The sequence below is a fragment of the Nonomuraea sp. B12E4 genome, from assembly GCF_039871825.1.
Taxonomy (GTDB): Bacteria; Actinomycetota; Actinomycetes; order Streptosporangiales; family Streptosporangiaceae; genus Nonomuraea.
Window position 1 is genome coordinate 480,776 of the sequence record NZ_JBDPME010000001.1, and the last position, 16,877, is coordinate 497,652.

At 69.8% G+C, this 16,877-nt stretch carries 17 protein-coding genes; 8 read left to right on the top strand and 9 right to left on the bottom strand.

The window, feature by feature from the left end:
* Positions 1-35: 35 nt before the first annotated feature.
* Positions 36-881: a universal stress protein gene (locus ABGB18_RS02120; RefSeq protein WP_347693564.1), complete on the bottom strand. Its 846-nt coding sequence runs from the start codon at positions 879-881 to the stop codon at positions 36-38.
* 459 nt (positions 882-1,340) lie between these two features.
* On the opposite strand from ABGB18_RS02120, the gene ABGB18_RS02125 reads away from it, so the two are divergent.
* Positions 1,341-1,952 (top strand): fasciclin domain-containing protein, encoded by a 612-nt coding sequence (locus ABGB18_RS02125; protein WP_347693565.1) that lies wholly within the window; start codon positions 1,341-1,343, stop codon positions 1,950-1,952.
* A 204-nt stretch (positions 1,953-2,156) separates the two neighbouring features.
* Here the strand turns inward: ABGB18_RS02125 and ABGB18_RS02130 are convergent, their stop codons facing one another.
* The 3 genes from ABGB18_RS02130 to ABGB18_RS02140 all read right to left on the bottom strand — a co-directional run bounded on the left by ABGB18_RS02130 (position 2,157) and on the right by ABGB18_RS02140 (position 4,194).
* On the bottom strand, positions 2,157-3,443 hold the full coding sequence (locus ABGB18_RS02130; RefSeq protein ID WP_347693566.1) for an ArsB/NhaD family transporter: 1,287 nt from the start codon (positions 3,441-3,443) through the stop codon (positions 2,157-2,159).
* On the bottom strand, positions 3,440-3,883 hold the full coding sequence (locus ABGB18_RS02135; RefSeq protein WP_347693567.1) for a CBS domain-containing protein: 444 nt from the start codon (positions 3,881-3,883) through the stop codon (positions 3,440-3,442). Before ABGB18_RS02135 ends, ABGB18_RS02130 begins: the two co-directional genes overlap by 4 nt.
* Positions 3,884-3,954: 71 nt before the next feature.
* Entirely contained in the window at positions 3,955-4,194 is a 240-nt protein-coding gene (locus tag ABGB18_RS02140; RefSeq protein ID WP_347693568.1) for an Hsp20/alpha crystallin family protein, read from the bottom strand.
* Between the two features lie 318 nt (positions 4,195-4,512).
* Here ABGB18_RS02140 and ABGB18_RS02145 point away from each other — a divergent pair, with 318 nt between their 5' ends.
* A complete protein-coding gene (locus tag ABGB18_RS02145) occupies positions 4,513-5,196 on the top strand; it encodes a CBS domain-containing protein (protein ID WP_347693570.1) in 684 nt (227 codons plus the stop codon).
* 183 nt (positions 5,197-5,379) lie between these two features.
* The gene (locus tag ABGB18_RS02150) at positions 5,380-6,357 is read left to right on the top strand and encodes a nitroreductase family protein (protein WP_347693571.1); all 978 of its coding nucleotides are present in this window, start codon (positions 5,380-5,382) and stop codon (positions 6,355-6,357) included.
* Between the two features lie 85 nt (positions 6,358-6,442).
* On the opposite strand, the gene ABGB18_RS02155 is transcribed toward ABGB18_RS02150, so the two are convergent.
* Positions 6,443-6,622 carry a hypothetical protein gene (locus tag ABGB18_RS02155; RefSeq protein WP_347693572.1) on the bottom strand — a complete coding sequence of 60 codons (180 nt, stop codon included), beginning with the start codon at positions 6,620-6,622 and terminating at the stop codon, positions 6,443-6,445.
* 114 nt (positions 6,623-6,736) lie between these two features.
* Between ABGB18_RS02155 and ABGB18_RS02160 the strand changes: the two genes are divergently transcribed.
* Both ABGB18_RS02160 and ABGB18_RS02165 read left to right on the top strand, forming a co-directional pair.
* Positions 6,737-7,942, top strand: coding sequence for a sensor histidine kinase (locus ABGB18_RS02160; protein WP_347693573.1), 1,206 nt, complete (start codon positions 6,737-6,739; stop codon positions 7,940-7,942).
* Positions 7,939-8,565, top strand: coding sequence for a response regulator transcription factor (locus ABGB18_RS02165; RefSeq protein ID WP_347693574.1), 627 nt, complete (start codon positions 7,939-7,941; stop codon positions 8,563-8,565). The genes ABGB18_RS02160 and ABGB18_RS02165 overlap by 4 nt, the downstream gene beginning before the upstream one ends.
* A 179-nt stretch (positions 8,566-8,744) precedes the next feature.
* Here the strand turns inward: ABGB18_RS02165 and ABGB18_RS02170 are convergent, their stop codons facing one another.
* The 3 genes from ABGB18_RS02170 to ABGB18_RS02180 form a co-directional block, all read right to left on the bottom strand.
* On the bottom strand, positions 8,745-9,230 hold the full coding sequence (locus ABGB18_RS02170) for a CBS domain-containing protein (RefSeq protein ID WP_347693575.1): 486 nt from the start codon (positions 9,228-9,230) through the stop codon (positions 8,745-8,747).
* A 497-nt stretch (positions 9,231-9,727) separates the two neighbouring features.
* Positions 9,728-11,188, bottom strand: coding sequence for a HAMP domain-containing sensor histidine kinase (locus tag ABGB18_RS02175; RefSeq protein WP_347693576.1), 1,461 nt, complete (start codon positions 11,186-11,188; stop codon positions 9,728-9,730).
* Positions 11,185-11,913: a response regulator transcription factor gene (locus tag ABGB18_RS02180; protein ID WP_347693577.1), complete on the bottom strand. Its 729-nt coding sequence runs from the start codon at positions 11,911-11,913 to the stop codon at positions 11,185-11,187. The genes ABGB18_RS02175 and ABGB18_RS02180 overlap by 4 nt, the downstream gene beginning before the upstream one ends.
* A gap of 160 nt (positions 11,914-12,073) precedes the next feature.
* Between ABGB18_RS02180 and ABGB18_RS02185 the strand changes: the two genes are divergently transcribed.
* Genes ABGB18_RS02185 through ABGB18_RS02195 form a run of 3 tightly spaced genes read left to right on the top strand, consistent with a single transcriptional unit; the run spans position 12,074 to position 14,699 of the window.
* A complete protein-coding gene (locus tag ABGB18_RS02185; protein ID WP_347693578.1) occupies positions 12,074-13,441 on the top strand; it encodes a ferredoxin reductase family protein in 1,368 nt (455 codons plus the stop codon).
* A gap of 8 nt (positions 13,442-13,449) precedes the next feature.
* Complete coding sequence (locus ABGB18_RS02190; RefSeq protein WP_347693579.1) at positions 13,450-13,959, top strand: FMN-binding protein; 510 nt, start codon at positions 13,450-13,452, stop codon at positions 13,957-13,959.
* Entirely contained in the window at positions 13,959-14,699 is a 741-nt protein-coding gene (locus ABGB18_RS02195; protein ID WP_347693580.1) for an FAD:protein FMN transferase, read from the top strand. Before ABGB18_RS02190 ends, ABGB18_RS02195 begins: the two co-directional genes overlap by 1 nt.
* Before the next feature lie 156 nt (positions 14,700-14,855).
* Here ABGB18_RS02195 and ABGB18_RS02200 read toward each other — a convergent pair whose 3' ends face one another.
* Complete coding sequence (locus tag ABGB18_RS02200) at positions 14,856-16,673, bottom strand: multicopper oxidase domain-containing protein (protein WP_347693581.1); 1,818 nt, start codon at positions 16,671-16,673, stop codon at positions 14,856-14,858.
* Between the last annotated feature and the right edge of the window lie 204 nt (positions 16,674-16,877).

Below are 16,877 nucleotides of genomic sequence, written 5' to 3' on the forward strand. Positions count from 1 at the left end.
CCCCTGCACCTGGCCGGCAGCCGGCGCTTCCACGGTCATGGCCTCGCCTTTGCGCGAGGCCGTACGACCGCGACCGGGCAGTGTACGCGGTGCAGTACCCCGCGACTGACCGAACCCAGCACCGCCGAGGCGAAACCGCCGAGCCCACGCGAGCCCACCACCACCAGGTCGGCCGTCCGGCTCGCCTCCACCAGCGCTATCGCCGGGTGCTCAAACGGCTGATCGTCGGTGATGACGAGACCGGGACTGCGCTCGCGCCAGGGGATCACGCGCTCCCGCGCCACGCGGGCCTCGTCGCGCAGGGCGCTCTCCATCAGGCTGCTGTAGTTGACGGCGTACGGTGACAGGGCCGGCATCTGGCACGCCGACACGACGTGCAACTGCGCCCCGCGAGCCCCGGCCTGTTCGACGGCGTAGGCCATGGCGGCCTCGGAGTGTTCGGAACCGTCATCGCCGACCACAATCCTGCCGTGCTGCACCACGGCGGGGGCCCGGACGACCACGACCGGACCGGCCGCATGCCCGGCCACGGCCGTGCCGACCGAGCCGAGCACCATCCGTGCGAACCCGCCGAGCCCTCTGCTGCCCAGCACCAGACTGTCCGCCGACTCCGACTCCGCGATCAGATTCGTGATCACGTGGCCGCTGAGCAGTTCTGCCGTCACCTTGACATCCCTGGTGAGCCGGCGGGCTCGGTCGGCGGCGGCCTCCAGCGCACCTGCGCGGCACTCGATGGTCTCGCCGTGCGGCCACTGCTGCTCGCCAACGTGCACGATGCGGATGGCCAATCCACGCCGCTGCGCGTCGGCGGCGGCCCACTCGACCGCCGCGGTCGCCGGTGCGGACCCGTCCACACCCACCACGATGTAACCGGCCATCATGCCTCTTCACATGTCCGGTTTCCTCATCTCCATCTTCGTGACCGCAAATTCGCCGCACACGGGGACAAAGTCCCTGATAGGGGTGACATTGGTCCTGGACCCGTACGGCACGGCAGTCCGGTCACCAGCGATGAAGAGGGTCGATGATGGACACGGCGATCGTCGTGGGGCGCGGCTGCGCCGGCGCAGGGGTCCAGGGCTCGTCGGACGTCCTGGAGCCATGCGTTCCCAGCTTCCTGACCCCCGGTCACCTCTTGAGCCCGCGAGCAGCCCTGCGTGGGGCACCGCGCACTCCAGACCCGCCAGTGGGTTTGGATCGCCACGTCCGGGGCGACGTCCAACAGCTTCTTGAGCTCGTTTGCCCTGGTCGTGGCCTCTATTCGCGGCCATTGTGGCGATCCTGGAGTGGACAGGTCACAGCCGGGTTTCACAGGAGTGGGAAGGATCATCGTGAAACGCATGCTTCTCGCGGCGGGCTTGGCGTTCGCCACAACCATGTCCGGCGTCGCCGGCGCATCCACCAGCTCGCCCGGACCCTCCCCAGAGAGTTCGCCACCATCCTCTTCCGACATGTCTCCGCCGGTCTCTCCAGACATGTCGCCCTCACCGGAGGGAAGCCCGTTCGGGGCCGGATGTGCCCGGATTCGGGAACGTATCGCCGACCTCGCTGACCAGCCGGTCGGGACCGCGATCTCGGAGGTGCCCGAACTGTCCACGCTGGCGGACGCAGTTCAGCGGGCCGGTCTCGCTGACCGCCTGAACACCGCCAAGGACATCACGGTCTTCGCGCCGGACAACGCGGCATTCGAGGCGCTCCCGCAGGAGAAGCGGGACGCGGTCATGGCGGACAAAGAGCTGCTTACCAGGATCGTGTCCTACCACGTGGTGGAGGGTAAGAAATCACCCGCCCACCTTGAGAACGCCACCCTCAAGACCCTGCAGGGGCAGGAGCTGCGCGTGAAGGGTTCGGGTGACGATCTTACGGTCAACGACGCGAAAGTGGTCTGCGGCGACATCCCGACGGCCAATGCCACCGTGTACGTCCTCGACAAGGTCCTCATGCCCCAGTAGTGGTAGGGCATGACGGAAGGTGGAGAGCACGATCCGGTGAAGCGAGTCTGAGCTTCGTGATTGTGCTCTTCGCCGGTCGATCTGCGGATTCGGGTCGTCTGCCACCCCAAGTGCCCTGGTGGGACGTCCTCAGCGGCTGGCCCACGTCCGGCGGGACGGGGCTCCGATGGTCGATCAGCAGCGGGCGGGTCGACACCGCGCGCTTCACAGGTAGCGCAGCCACAGGTACGGCACGCACAGCACGATGGTGACCACGGCGACCACCAGGCCGTACCTGGTGAACTGCCAGAAGCTGATCGGGGTGCCGTTGCGGGCGGCGATGCCGAGAACGACGACGTTGGCCGCGGCGCCCACCGCGGTGGCGTTGCCACCCAGGTCGGCGCCGAAGGCCAGCGCCCACCACAACACCTGCGCGCCGTGGCCGCCGCCCGCCTGGACCAGCTCGGCCACGATCGGGCTCATCGTGGCCACGTACGGGATGTTGTCCACGATCGCCGACAGCGCGCCCGAGGCGCCCAGCAGCACCATGGTGGTGAGCCCGAGCCGGCCCTGGGTGGCCGCGGCCGCCGCCTGGGAGATCTGGCCGATCACGCCGGTCTCCACCAGGGCGCCCACCATCACGAACAACCCGGCGAAGAACACCAGCGTGGGCCACTCCACCTCGCGGATCGCCTCCTCGGCGGTGACCCGGGTGGCGGCCACCAGGACCCCCGCGCCCAGCACGGCCACCACCGACGGCTCGTAGTGCAGCACCGGATGCAGCACGAACGCCACCATCACCACAGCCAGCACGACCAGCGACTGCCGCAGCAGCCGGCGATCGGCGATCGCCTCCCGCTCGTTCAGCGCCATGACCCCGGCCGCCCGCTCGGGGTCGTACCGGAAGGACCTGCGGAACAGGAACCGGCACATCGCGATGAAGACCAGCATGAGCACGACGACCATCGGCGCCATGTGGACGAGGAAGTCGTTGAAGCTCAGGCCGGCGCGGCTGGCGATGATGATGTTCGGCGGGTCGCCGACCAGGGTGGAGGCGCCGCCGATGTTGGACGCCAGCGCCTCGGCGATCAGGTAGGGAGCCACCGGCAGCGCCAGCCGCTCGCACACCAGCAACGTCACCGGCGCGATGAGCAGGACGGTGGTGACGTTGTCCAGCAGCGCGGAGGCGACCGCGGTGATGACCACCAGCAGCACCATCAGCCGGTACGGACGCCCCTTGGCCCGTTTGGCCGCCCAGATCGCCAGGTATTCGAAGATGCCGGTCTGTTTGAGCACGCCGACGATGACCATCATGCCGAGCAGCAGGAAGACGACGTTCCAGTCGATGCCGGTGGCCTCGGAGAAGAAGGCGGCGTGCGCGTTCGTGGCGTGGATCAGCAGCATGATCCCCGCCCCGCCGAGCGCCGCCGCGACGCGGTGGATCCACTCGGTGGCGATCAGCGCGTACGCGCCCAGGAACACCGCCACCGCCGCCCATGCGGTGACCGTCACGTGCCGACCGCCTGGTCGAGGAGCACCTGCAGCGTGACGGCTCCGAGCAGCCGGCCGTGGTCCACCACCGCCACCAGCGGGCTGTGCGTGCGTGCCATCAACGCCGCGATCTCCAGCATCGTGGCATCGGGATCGGTGACGGGCAGTTCGCGTGGTTTCCTGGGCAGCGCCTCACGCACGGTCCGCCCGTCCAGGGACCGCAGGAACCGGTCCGCGTGCTCCTCGTCCACCACGCGCGCCAGCGCCGGGTCCTCCTGGCAGTAGGAGGGCACCGCGAGCCGCAGCACCTGGGTGCCCGGCAGGATGGTCGAGGGCAGTCCACGCTCGTCGACCACGATGAGGCCGGGCAGCCGCTGCGCGGCCAGCAGCCGGGCGGCTTCGTGCACCGGGGTGTCGAGGGCGACGGTGGGGAAGTCGGTGACCAGATCGCGCGCACGCATCGGCGGGCCTCTTCCGGGATCGGTGACAGGACATTGCCGACCAGACTTCCCGGCGCACCGTCAACAACGTATCAATGCCCGTCAAGTCCGGCCAAGCCCCCGGGCCGCCGCCCGGAGCCGGTCACCGTGACGCGGCCGGTCCGGCGCATGCGGCGGTGCGGGCGGCCGTCCGTTCCCTTCTCCTTGATCTCGGCGGTCACCACCAGTTCCCGGTCGCTCATCTCCACATTGACGTCGTCCTTCTGCACGCCCGGCAGATCGATGTCGGCGACGAAGGCGTCGTCGGCCTCGATCTGGATGCCCCAGCTCACTACGAACGTTCCACCTTGCTACTCATCGGACACCGATGTCAGGTCCAAAACCCCGCCCGCATTCGATTAAGACATATCGCCCGTAGCATGACACTTTTGCCGAGTGGGCCGCTGCCGCAAGAAACCCGGGGCTTACGTCCTTCGATGGCGGCCCATGGCCCCTTGCGCCGAGGCGTCGATTCAGCCGCACAACCCCGGCGGCGGCAGTACCTGACATGTTTGACGAATGGCTTCACCGTGCGGAGCCTCCTTCCCCTGCCTGCGAGGATGAGTCCTGGGCCTGGGCGAGGGCAGGGATGGTTGAGGGGAGGAGCCGTCATGCGAGCCAAAGTTCAGGACATCATGACCAGCGAGGTCGCTTCGGTCAACGGCAGCACACCATTCAAGGACATCGCTGAGGTGCTCATCGCGCACGGTGTCAGCGCCGTACCCGTAGTCGACGCGGAGAACCACGTGCTCGGCGTGGTGTCCGAGGCGGACCTGCTGCGCAAGGAGGAGTTCCGCGAAGCCTTCTACGCCGAGGGTTACAGACCGCCGCTGCGGGCACGGCTGCGCCACCGCCTGTCCGAGGAAGGACCAGACGTCCGGCGCAAGGCCGCCGGCGACACGGCCGCGCAGGTGATGACCGCACCCGCCGTGACCGTGTTCGCCACCACCTCAGCCGTGATGGCCGCCCGCCGGATGGACGAGTACGGCGTCAAGCGCCTGATCGTCGTCGCCGAGGACGGCACGCTGCAAGGCATCGTCAGCAGGCGCGACCTGCTCAAAGTGTTCGTGCGCGCCGACGCCGACATCGCCCACGAGCTCCGCCAGGACGTGCTGAACCGCTCGCTACTGGTGGAGACCGCGGACGTAAGGGTCGACGTACGTCAGGGGGTCGTGACGCTGAGCGGTCGCATGGACCGCCGCAGCCGGGCACAGCTCGCCGTCCGGCTGGTCGCACGCGTCGACGGGGTGGTCGATGTGATCGACAAGCTCCAGTGGAGACGTGACGACACGTAGGGCGCGCCCGATCACGACCCGTACACACGCCCGCCAGGTGGCCATCGCCTTGGCCGCGCACTCCAGCGCCGCCGGCCGGCAACAGCGGCAGAGCCGACGGCCGTGTGGGTGCGGGACCTTTGGCCCTGACGAACCCGTCGCGGGGGTGATGCGATGGGACATGAATGCGTGGAGGTGGAAGTCATGAGATCCGTTCCGGCGAAGCAGGCGCTGGAGGCCGCGGTGGAGGCCGCACGCTGGGCGCCGTCCGTGCACAACACTCAGCCCTGGACCTTCTCGATATCCGGGGAGGAGGTCAGCCTGCGGGCCGACCCCGGCCGGAAGCTGCGTGTCGCCGACGCCGCGGGCCGCGAGCTGCTGATCAGTTGCGGGGCCGCGTTGTTCACCATGCGTACGGCGATGCGGTGCGCAGGCTTCGAGCCGGAGGTGCGTACCTTGCCAGACCCGGACCGCCCGTCGTTGCTCGCCACCCTCCGCCCCGGCACCGTCATCGAGCCTGACGAGTCCTTCCGGGCGCTGGGCCGCGTGATCGAACACCGCCGTACGCATCGAGCGGGCTTCGCCGACGTGCCGGTACCGGACAGGTTGATCGAGCGGCTGGTCAGCGCGGCCACGGAAGAGGGTGTGAGGCTGACGCCCGTCCGCTCTCCGCAGGCGATCAGTGTGATCGCCGCCCTCACCCGGGCCGCGCAGGGCGTACAGGCGCAGGACCGCCGTTTCAGCCTGGAATTGATCAGCTGGGCGCAGCCGCCCGGCAGCAGCCGCAAGGACGGGGTTCCCGCCCAGGGCTACCCCCGTCAGGCGGTGCGCACCAGCCCTGACTTCCCTCAGCGCGACTATTCCTGGCGACACGACTGGGGCAGCCAGACGGACCAGCGAGCCGCGACGTCCGTCGGTGTCGTCGCGCTGCTCACCACGCGGGGCGACACCCGCCTGGACTGCGTCGCCGCCGGTCAAGCGCTGCAGCATGTCCTGTTGCGCGCGGCGGCGCACGGTGTGAGCGCCGCTTTCCACACTCAGGCGTTGGAGATGAGCCGGCTGCGCGAGTTCATGCGGCACGAGCTCTGCTCCGGCGAGTACCCACAGATGATCATGCGGCTCGGCGTCACCTTCGACGACAAGGGTTCGGTTCGTCGCCCCTTGTCAGAGATCATGGCCTGAGGATTACAGCGGCCACGCTGCGGCAACGCACGGTGGCCCGCACGCATCAGCGGGAGCCTCAGGCGGTGGGAGCGGAGAGCTCCGGTCAGCCGCGTCGGGTGAACAGTCCACGCACCACCCACAGGCCGCCGAGCACCACGGCGCCGACGATCAGGAAGGTCGTCATGGTGCGCTGGGCGACGTTCAGGATGGACAGGAGGCCGATCGTCAGGCCGTAGACGATGGACAGGGCGACGAGGATTCGTGCGGAGAGTTTCGGGTTCATGGGTGCTGAGCCTGCCCGAGCCCGGCCGCACAGAGACAGTCACCGGGGGATGGGACGCCGATTCCGACGAAAGGTGGATATCGCGCGGCGGCGCTGACCGTCCATACTGGCGAGATGGCTGGCGGTTCCCTCACAGACCCGGTCGATGCCGGGCAGGACGACTGGCATCGGACTGTGCCCGGATGGCATCTCGCCTTCGCCACGTTGGCCGTGCTGACCGCCGGTCTCGTCGTCACCGGCGACGCCGGCCCTCCCGCCGCCGAGCGAAGTACCGCGCTGTTCGTGCTCGTGCTGCTATGCGGCTGGTACGGCGCCACCGGCGCTCGCGCGCTGCATCGCGACCACAGCCGGCTGGGCGTCGTCTATCTGGCCGGCGCGGTCCCCCTGTCGGCGGCGCTGTTCGCGGTGGCGCCTTCGGGCGCGCTGATGTCGTTCATGCTGTACCCGCATATCTGGGCGCTGCTCCCGCTACGCAGAGCCATCGGGGCGACGGTCGCGAGTGTCCTGTCGATGGCCGTCGTCATGGTCGTACGCGGCGATGCCTACGGGCAGGACCTGCCGTCGGTGATGGTTGTGGCGGCGGTGGCGCTGCTGGCCGCCCTCGTGCTCGGCCTCTGGATCACCCGGATCATCGAGCAGAGCCGGCAGCGGGCCAGGCTCGTCGAGGAGCTGGCCGCGACACGGGCCGAGCTGGCCGAGGTCAGCCGGGAGGCCGGGGCGCTGGCCGAGCGCGAGCGACTGGCCAGGGAGATCCACGACACGCTCGCGCAGGGTTTCACCAGCGTGCTGCTCCTGCTCGAAGCGGCCAAGGCCGGAACGTGCGAGCGCGACCAGGCCGCTCGCGGCCACCTCGATCAGGCCCGCCGCACCGCCATGGACAATCTGGCCGAGGCCCGCGCCCTGGTCGCGGCGCTGCCGCCGCCCCAACTCCGCGGCGCCTCGCTGCCCGACGCCCTGGGCGGGCTCATCGAGCGGTTCGAGGCGGAGACCGCGCTCGATGCCGCCTTCACGGTGACCGGCACGCCCCGCCGGCTCACGCCGAACGAGGAGGTGGTGCTTTTGCGCGTCACCCAGGAGGCCCTGGCCAACGTCCGCAAGCACGCGTCCGGCGCAGGCCGGCTGGAGGGCGTGCTGGCCTACGGGACCGAGGGCGTGACCTTGCGGATCAGCGACGACGGCCAAGGCTTCGACCCCGGCGATGCCGGCACCGGATTCGGGATCGGCGGCATGCGCGACCGGGTCACCGAGGTCGGGGGGATCCTGACCTTCGGCCCAGCCCGGCCCGCGGGAACCCTGGTCCAGGTGGAGCTGCCGTCGTGAGCGTTCGCGTCCTCATCGTCGACGACCACCCCATCGTCCGGCAGGGGCTGTGTGCCGTGCTGGCCGCTCAACCGGGCCTCACGGTCGCGGCCGAATGCGGCACCGGCGAGGAGGCGGTCACGCTGGCGGCGGCCATCGTGCCCGACGTGGTGCTGATGGACCTGCGGCTGCCCGGCCTGGGCGGGGTCGAGGCGACCGAGCAGATCGTCGCGGCCGGGACCGCGACGGCGGTCGTCGTACTCACCACCTACGGCTCCGACGGGGACATCCTGCGCGCCGTCGCCGCGGGAGCGACCGGTTACCTGCTGAAGGACGCCTCGGGAGAGGAACTGGTCGCCGGGATCCGGATGGCCGCGGCGGGCGGCACCGTGCTCGCGGCTCCGGTCGCGGCCAAGCTGGCCACCCGCATGCGAGGTGAGGCCCCCGCCCTCACGACCCGGGAGATCCAGGTGCTGGAGTGCGCGGCCCGCGGCCTGTCGAACCGGGAGACCGGCCGCGAGCTGTTCATCAGCGAGGCGACCGTGAAGAGCCACATGATGCGCATCTTCGACAAGCTCGGAGTCGCCGACCGCACCGCCGCCGTGACCACCGCCATCGCCCGCGGCATCCTCAGCCCACCCTGACCTCAGCTGACGAGCTGCCAGAGGCACATCATGTCGTTGCCCAGGTGTTGCAGGATGTGGCAGGGGTGGATGTGGTCGCCTGGGAAGGTGGTGCCCGGGCCGTGGTGATGGCCCGACCGCTTGGCCACACCCGGCGGGCCAGTCCGGGCATGCCCGGCATGGCGTGCGTGCCGGCCCATTCATGCCACGCCTTCTGGCGAGAGCGTCGAGGGCAGGACCGGCTCGAGACGGAACATCCCGGTGACCATCTCACGAGGCCCTTCGGCCGGCCGGAGACGTCCAGCGACGGCCGAGAGCACGTCATGAGCCGTGATGATGCCGCTCAGACCGTCTCCGTCGACTACCGGCACGGCGTCGCACCCAGCATCGAGCATCGCCGCCGCCACCCGGGGCAGCGGGGTGTCCGGCCGGACCACCGGCCTGCGCTCGCACCCGAGCAACGCCCGGACCTGGCGGCTCGACTGCTCCTGCGGTCCGCCCGACCACGAGGCCGACACCAGCTCACGCGTCAGAATGCCCAGCACGTGCCGCCCTTCGACGACCGGCAGGTGATGCACACCGGCGCGGCGCATCAGCTCCCAAGCCATCAACGGTGACTCGTCCGATTTGATCGCCACGAGGCACCGGCTCATCACCTGCCCGGCGGTCAGCGATTCCACGGTCATGACTCCTCCTTTGCCCGCGGCCGCACAACCGCGACCGGAGAGCACCTGAAGTCGGGACGAATCGATATGTATCCATTTTCCCTGCCGGGGGCGAGCTGCGTTAGAGGCGAAAGTCCCGCTTCCCTGGAGGATTGATCCCTGGCCGGGAGCTTCGCCGGACAAGCCGGCCAAATGAACGACAGCGTTGCCAACATCCTGGGCAATGCGGTCGTAGGAATCGGAAGGCGGGGACTTTACCTCATGACGGACGGTGGCTTTCGCCTCCGGCAGGGGCCCGAACCAGGCGGCACAAGAGCGAATGAGCTGTGAAAACCGCCTCGAGATCGTCCCTGACGCTACGCATCTCTTCGAAGAGCCCGGAGCGCTGGAAAGCGTCGCCGACCTGGCACGCGACTGGTTCGCCGACCATTTCAGGACAAGCCTGGGTTGAGAGGCGTCGCCTGTGCCGATACCTGGTCCCGCCAGACGTACGCGCCGGGTTTACCGGGCTTCAGCCGCTACTCATGTGGTCCTGCTTCGGAGCGGCTCGCAGGAGCGGGGAGGGTCACGCGGAAGGCAGTACGACCTGGTCGGCTCTGGACGGACACGGCTCCCGCGTGCGCGCCGACTACAGCCTTGACGATGGCCAGCCCGAGCCCGCTGCCGCCCAGGGCGCGCGAGCGGGCCTTGTCGGCGCGGACGAACCGTTCGAACAGCTCCTGCTGGATCCCCTCGGGAATGCCCGGCCCATCGTCGGTCACCGTCAGCTCCACCTCGCCGGGCAGGACGAGCACCGATACCGTCACCGTGGTGCCGGGAGGGGTGTGGACGGCGGCGTTGCCCAGCAGGTTCACCACGATCTGATACAGGCGCGCCGCGTCGCCGATCACGGTCACCGGCTCTTCCGGCAGCTCCAACCGCCAACGGTGGTTCGGGGCCGAGACCCGGGCGTCGCCGGTGGCGTCGAGCGCCGCGCGGGTCAGATCCACCTCCTCGCGGGCCAGCGGCCGGCCCGCGTCGAGCCTGGCCAGCAGCAGCAGGTCATCGACCAGGCGGCTCATCCGCGACGATTCGGCCTCGATGCGCTCCAGGGAATGCCCGACCTCGGCCGGCAGCTCCTCGCGATGGCGGCGGGCCAGCTCCGCGTGAGCCCGGACGGTGGCGAGGGGTGTTCGCAGCTCGTGGCTGGCGTCGGCGGCGAAGGTCCGCATCCTCTGCTCGCTGGCGTGGCGCCGGGCGAGCGCGTCGCCCACGTGCCCCAGCATGCGGTTGAAGGCGGCGCCCAGCTGACCAATCTCGGTCCGCGGGTTCTCCAGTGGCACGCGGTCGGGCAGCGCCACCTCGCCGCTGGACAGCGGGAGCGTGCTGACCCGCTGGGCCGTCACGGCCATCCGCTGGAGCGGGCGCAGGGACAGCCGTACCCACAGCGCCCCGGCCGTCCCGGCAGCGGTGATGACCACGGCGAACACCACCAGCTCGGCGAGCTGCAGCCGGCGCACCGTGGCCTCGGCCCCTTCCGCCGGGAGCCCGTTGACGAGCACGACGCCGTTCTCGCCGCGGGTCGCCATGACCCGGTAGTCGTCCAGTTCGGACAGCTCGATGGAGTGGCCCCGCCCGTCCACCGGGACGGCGGCCAGGACGGCGCCGTCCTGGGCCGACAGGCTGAGCTTGGCGTCGTCCGAGCTGCGGGATCGGACCATGGCGGCGTCGGTCACCTGGCCGTTCACCATGCGCACGCCGAGAGTGCCGACGGACTGGCCGCGGCTGTCGCCATGCTCGCGTTCCTCCCCCGCTTCCTGCCGGTGGTGCTCCAGGGTGACGGCGAACCGGCCGGCAGCTGTGGAAAGCTGCTGGTCCAGCCGATCCACCAGGAAGCGCTCCAGCTCGATGGAGGTGACCACGCCGATCGTGGCGCAGGCCAGCGCGAGCAGGACCAGCATCCCGGCCATCAGCCGGCCGCGGAGGGTGTGCGGTCTCATGGTTTGAGCACGTAGCCCACGCCCCGCACCGTGTGGATCAGCGGCGGGCGTCCGGCGTCGATCTTCTTGCGCAGGTAGCTGATGTAGAGCTCGACAACGTGTGCCTGGCCGCCGAAGTCGTAGGACCAGACCTCCTCCAGGATCTGGGCCTTGCTGAGTACCCGGCGCTGGTTGCGCATGAGCAGGCGCAGCAGTTCGAACTCGGTCGGGGTGAGTTCCACCAGCTCTCCCCCGCGGGTCACCTCCCGGGCGTCCTCGTCCATCGCCAGGTCGCCGGCGACCAGCCGGTTGCCCTCGGCGGTGCGGACCATGCCGGCCCGGCGCAGCAGCCCGCGCAGCCGGGCGAGGACCTCGGCGAGGCTGAAGGGCTTGGTGACGTAGTCGTCGCCGCCCGCGGTGATCCCAGCGATTCGGTCTTCCACGGCGTCCTTGGCGGTCAGGAAAAGTACGCACAACTGCGGCGCGTCGATCCGCAGGCGGCGCAGCACCTCAAGGCCGTCCAGGTCGGGCAGCATGATGTCGAGCAGCACCGCGTCCGGGTGGAACTCGCGGGCCACGTTCACCGCGGCGGCGCCGGCGCCCGTGATGCGGACCTGCCAGCCCTCCTCGCGCAGCACGGTGGCGAGCACCTCGGCGAGGTCGGGTTCGTCGTCGACGACGAGCACGCGGACGGGCGTGCCGTCCACGCGGCGCAGTTCGGGCAGGTTACGGGAAATCGGTTGCATGGCTTTATCAGGATCCATCTGTCCGCTCTGCGGACCATCTACTTCTCCTATGAGAACTCTCTGAATGGCCGATATATGCCGCTTTCATAGGAAACCGAGAGGTTGGGCTGGCAGTGTGGCCCGCGATCGAGAAAAGGGATGTCGAGGAAAGGGCAAAGCCGTGAGCACCGCTTTGGCCGGGCGTGCCGCCACCAGGACGCCGTACCGCGGGGCCGGCCGCGCCGGCCCCGCCGCTGTTCTGCCGGTCATCGTCGCCGGCGCGTCGGCCGTCGTGGGCCTTTGGTGGTCCGGCACCCCGCGCGTCGTGGGGCTCGGGGACTGGCTGACCGGAGCCGGCCGAATCACCGGCCTGCTGGCCGCGTACGGGATAGCGGTGCTGCTGGCGCTGATGGCCCGGATCCCCGCGCTGGAGCGTGGGGTGGGCTCCGATCGGCTCGCCCGCTGGCACTCGATGGGCGGCCGCTACGTGGTCGGGCTGGCGGTTGCGCACACATTGCTGATCATCTGGGGGTACGCGGTGGCGGACGGCACCGATGTGGCGAGCGAGACGGTGACGTTGAACCTGTCCTACCCCGATGTGCTCTCCGCCACGGTGGCGGTGCTGCTCCTGGTGGGCATCGGCGTCGTCTCAGCGCGCGCGGTCCGGCCCCGCCTGCGTTACGAGACCTGGTTTCACCTGCACTTCTACACCTACCTGGCGGCGTGGCTGGCCTTCGGGCACCAGCTGTCGACCGGCAGCGAGTTCGTCGGCTCGCCGCTCGCCCGCGCCACCTGGTACGCCCTCTACTTCGGGGTCGCGGCGGTGCTCGTCTGGTACCGGTTCCTCGCCCCCGTACGCCAGGCGGTCCGGCACCGGCTCAGGGTCGACAGGGTGGAGCCCGAGGCCCCGGGAATCGTCTCCGTCTACCTCTCCGGCCGCGACCTGGACAGGCTGAAGGCGGAGCCGGGCCAGTTCTTCCGGTGGCGGTTCCTCACCAGGGACCTGTGGTGGTCGGCCAACCCGTACTCGCTGTCCGCCGTCCCCCGGCCCGGTGAGCTGCGTATCACCGTCAAGGATCTTGGGGACCAGAGCGGCCGGCTTGCGCGCCTGCGGCCGGGAACCCGGGTCATCGCCGAAGGCCCGAGTGGCGCGCTGACCCCGGGCCGGCCGCGCCGGGACCGCAAGGTGCTGCTCATCGCGGGCGGAGTCGGCATCACCCCAGTGCGTGCCCTGTTCGAAGCGATTCCCGCCGCAACCGGCGATCTCACCCTCCTCTACCGCGCCCGAACCCCAGCGGACCTGGTGTTCCGCGAAGAGCTGGAGGAGATCGCCCGCCGGCGTGGGGCGGCGCTGCACTACTGCGTCGGCCCGCGCGGCCGGGTCGGCGACCCCTTCGCGCCGGACGTACTCGCCGGGCTGGTGCCCGAGCTGGCGCGGCACGAGGTCTACCTGTGCGGGCCCGCCGGGATGACCGGCGCTGCGGCAGACGCTTTGCGCACCGCGGGAATACCGAACCACCGCATCCATCGTGAGTCATTCGAGTTCTGAGGAATCTCATGCGCAGAGCGATATTCGCGGTCCTCGTCACCGCCGTCGGCCTGGTGTTGCTGCTGTCGTTCAAACCCCATGAGCTCACCGCGGTCGCCTCCCCGCCGTCCGCCGTCTCCCATGCGCCCGCCCCTCAGCACAGCGCCGGCGAGCCGCCCTCCAGCGGCCGGCAGGACACCGCCGTCCCGCCGGCCAACGGCACCTGGACCGGGCCGGGCGCCACGGCAGGCACCACCAGGGGGGACAAGGTGGCCACCGGTGACATCGCCGACACACGCTGGGGGCCTGTGCAGGTCGAGCTCGTCCTGTCCGGTGGCAGGATGACCGGCATCCGGGTGCTCCGGGCTCCCGACAGCACTCACCGCGACCTCGCCATCAGCAGCGAGGCGCTGCCGATGCTCAACGACGAGGCGCTCGCCGCCCAGTCGGCCCAGATCGACGCCGTTTCCGGCGCCACCTACACCAGCGAGGGATACGCTCGGTCGCTGCAAAGTGCCCTGGACCGGGCAGGCCTGTGATGCGGCACGTCGAGCACGCCATGGGTACGGTGTTCTCCTTCGACCTGCGGCCTCCGCTCGGCGACGCGCGGCGGGCCGTCACCGAGGCCGTCGCCTGGCTGCACCGGGTGGACGCGGTTTTCTCAACGTATCGGGCGGAGAGCCCCGTAAGCCGGCTGGCCAGGGGTGAGATCCCTTTGGATGACTGCCCACCTCAGGTGGCGGAGGTTCTCGAGTTGGGCGCATCGGTGGCGGAGGTGTCCGAAGGCTACTTCAGCATCCGCCCCCGCGGACTCCTGGACCCCTCTGGTCTGGTCAAGGGCTGGGCGATCGAGCAGGCATCACGCATCCTCGCCCGCTACGGAGCGGTGAACCACTGCCTCAACGGCGGCGGCGACGTCCAGTGCTCCGGAACGCCCGCGCCCGACCGGTCGTGGCGTGTCGCCGTCGTGCACCCGCTGCGCCCCCGGGTGCTTGCCACAGTGGTCGCCGGACACGACCTGGCCATCGCGACCTCCGGCACGGCCGAGCGGGGGCCGCACATCATGAACCCCCGCACCGGACGGCCCGCGCTGGAGCTGGCCTCGATCACCCTCACCGGCGCCGGCCTCACCTTGATCGACGCCTACGCCACGGCGGCCTTCGCGATGGGGGACGCGGCCCGGGCATGGGTCGAACGACTCCCCGGCGTAGAGGCTTTCGCCATCACCGCTGCTGGCACCACCTGGCGCACCGCCGGCTTTCCCGGCAGCGCGCCGTGATCAATGGTCCCATCGCCCAAGCGGTGGCCGCCGCCCACGGCGGCACGCCGGACCTGGGAAGCCCTCCCGGCCACACCGTCTGCCACATGGCGCTCTCCGTCACCTGACGGCTCACGCGTTCGCGGGCTTGGCTGGGCCGCCGAGTGATCGAGGCGGTCAGCTGATGAGTTGCCAGGGGCGCATCATGTCGTTGTCCTCGTGTTCCAGGATGTGGCAGTGGTGGATGTAGTCGGCCGGGAACGTGGTGGCGGTGCCGTCGATCCCGGGTATCGGAGGCGCCTTGGTGTATTGGGCGATGATCCTGTTCACCATGCCCGGATAAGCGATGAAGCTGTCGCGCCAGCCCTGTTGTTCCGGCTCTGGTGGCAGGGGCGGGCCGATGAGGTAGCGCTCCAGTCGCGGCTCGCGGCCTTTGGGACGGCCCCCCGCAAGCCACCGGCCGTGGTCGCCCCGGTATAGATCTGACTTGAACCGCTGCCGGTTGTGGATCTGGAACTGTACGAGGTGCACATGCATGGGATGAGCGTCCTCGGTGGTGTTGATGTACTCCCATACCTCCGTCGAGCCGGCGCGGATGAAGTCGTCCACCGGCTCGAAGAAGTAGCGGCCGTTGATCTGCAGGTGGATGGGGTTATCGTGCCGGTCGGTCGTTTCGGTCAGCACACGCTCGCGCCAGAACGTCCTGCTATCGGGCCTCAGCCGCTCCAGCGGCGGCAGGTCCAGTTCGTCGGGCGGTGTGGTCGGGTCGCGCCGGCTCAGCGGCTCCGTCACCCGGAATTGCATGATCTGCGGGATGGCCGGCCCGCCACCCCCGGCGGGGTACGGAGCGGGAGCGTCGTTCATGAGCGTGACGGTGCCGCCGCGGGGAACCATCGAGAAGTCGATGATGATGTCCATGCGGTCGGCCGGGGCCATCAGCAGGGTTGTGGTGCGGAGGGCGTTTCCCCGGAGCCCGCCGGCGACACCGATCAGCCACAACGGCAACCGGGTTCGCTCGTCGCCCAGCCACAGGTGGTAGAAGCGTGAGTTGGACCCGTTGAGAACGCGCAGCCGGTAGCGTCGGGGCTCGACCGTCAGGAAAGGGTAGGCCTTGCCGTTGACCACAGGGGTGTCGCCGAAGAACTCCGGGGACCAGATCGGGTGGTAGGCGGTCACTCCCTTGACCGGGTAGGAGAGGGATCCGTCCGGGTTGAACGTGCGGTCCTGCAGGACCAGGTGGATCTCGAAGCGGCCCCGGGGGAGGCCGAGCGTCTCTTCTGCCTCGTCCCGGATCACGTAGAGCCCGGACAGACCGGCGTAGTTGTTGAGGTGGGTGAGGTCCATCGCGTGATCGTGGTACCACAGCATGGTGGCCCGTTGCCTGTTCCCGTAGGCGTAGATCGCCTCATTCGGTGCGGCGCCGGGCAGCGTGGCGTACAGCGGGCCGTGTTGGCCTTGCGGGGTGAACCAGGCGAGCGGGTTGCCATCCGACTGTGGTGGATTCCACCCGCCGTGCAGGTGCACGACGTTCCACACGGTGAGGCCGCTCGGCATGTCCATGTGCCGGCCGCCGGGCGGATCGGGTGGCACACCGGGCAGTTGCCGCCACAGCGTCTGATCGATCGCGCGGTGCAGCAGGTGCCGGGTTGGTAGTTCGTTGCGGTATCGCACGATCGACGGCCGGTCTCGTCGGGCCACCAGGATGGGGCCGAGGCAGCCGAGCCCGGCGGGCACGGCACGGCCGGACGGGTCGGATGCCCAATAGCCCCAGGCGGCTGTGGTGCCCAGGTCCTTATGGAAACGCCATGGACGCTCCCGCATGGTCAGCACGTAGTGGTCGCGGCCCGAATGGCTGGACGTGTCGGGCACGGCCATCGGCAGTCTGGGCAGGGGATCGACGTACTTGCGCAGACCGCGAGCCGTCGTCCCCGCCTCGCCCACTCCGGCAACTGCGGTCGCCGCCGCCAGGCTTAGGAACTCCCGTCTGGTGAACATCGTCGTGCCTCCGGGGTGATCTCCGGGTATGGCCTGCCGCCCCTCTCCTTGCTCCACATAGAGCGGCGCCCGGCCAACGAGCCTTCCAGGCCGGCAATCGATAACCCTCCACCCTGGCCTGGGACACCCTTATGGGTCAGTCGGCAGGCTGACACGACCTACCGATAGCCGGAGGGCGCCGCCCGCACACGGCCTGCGTCACCC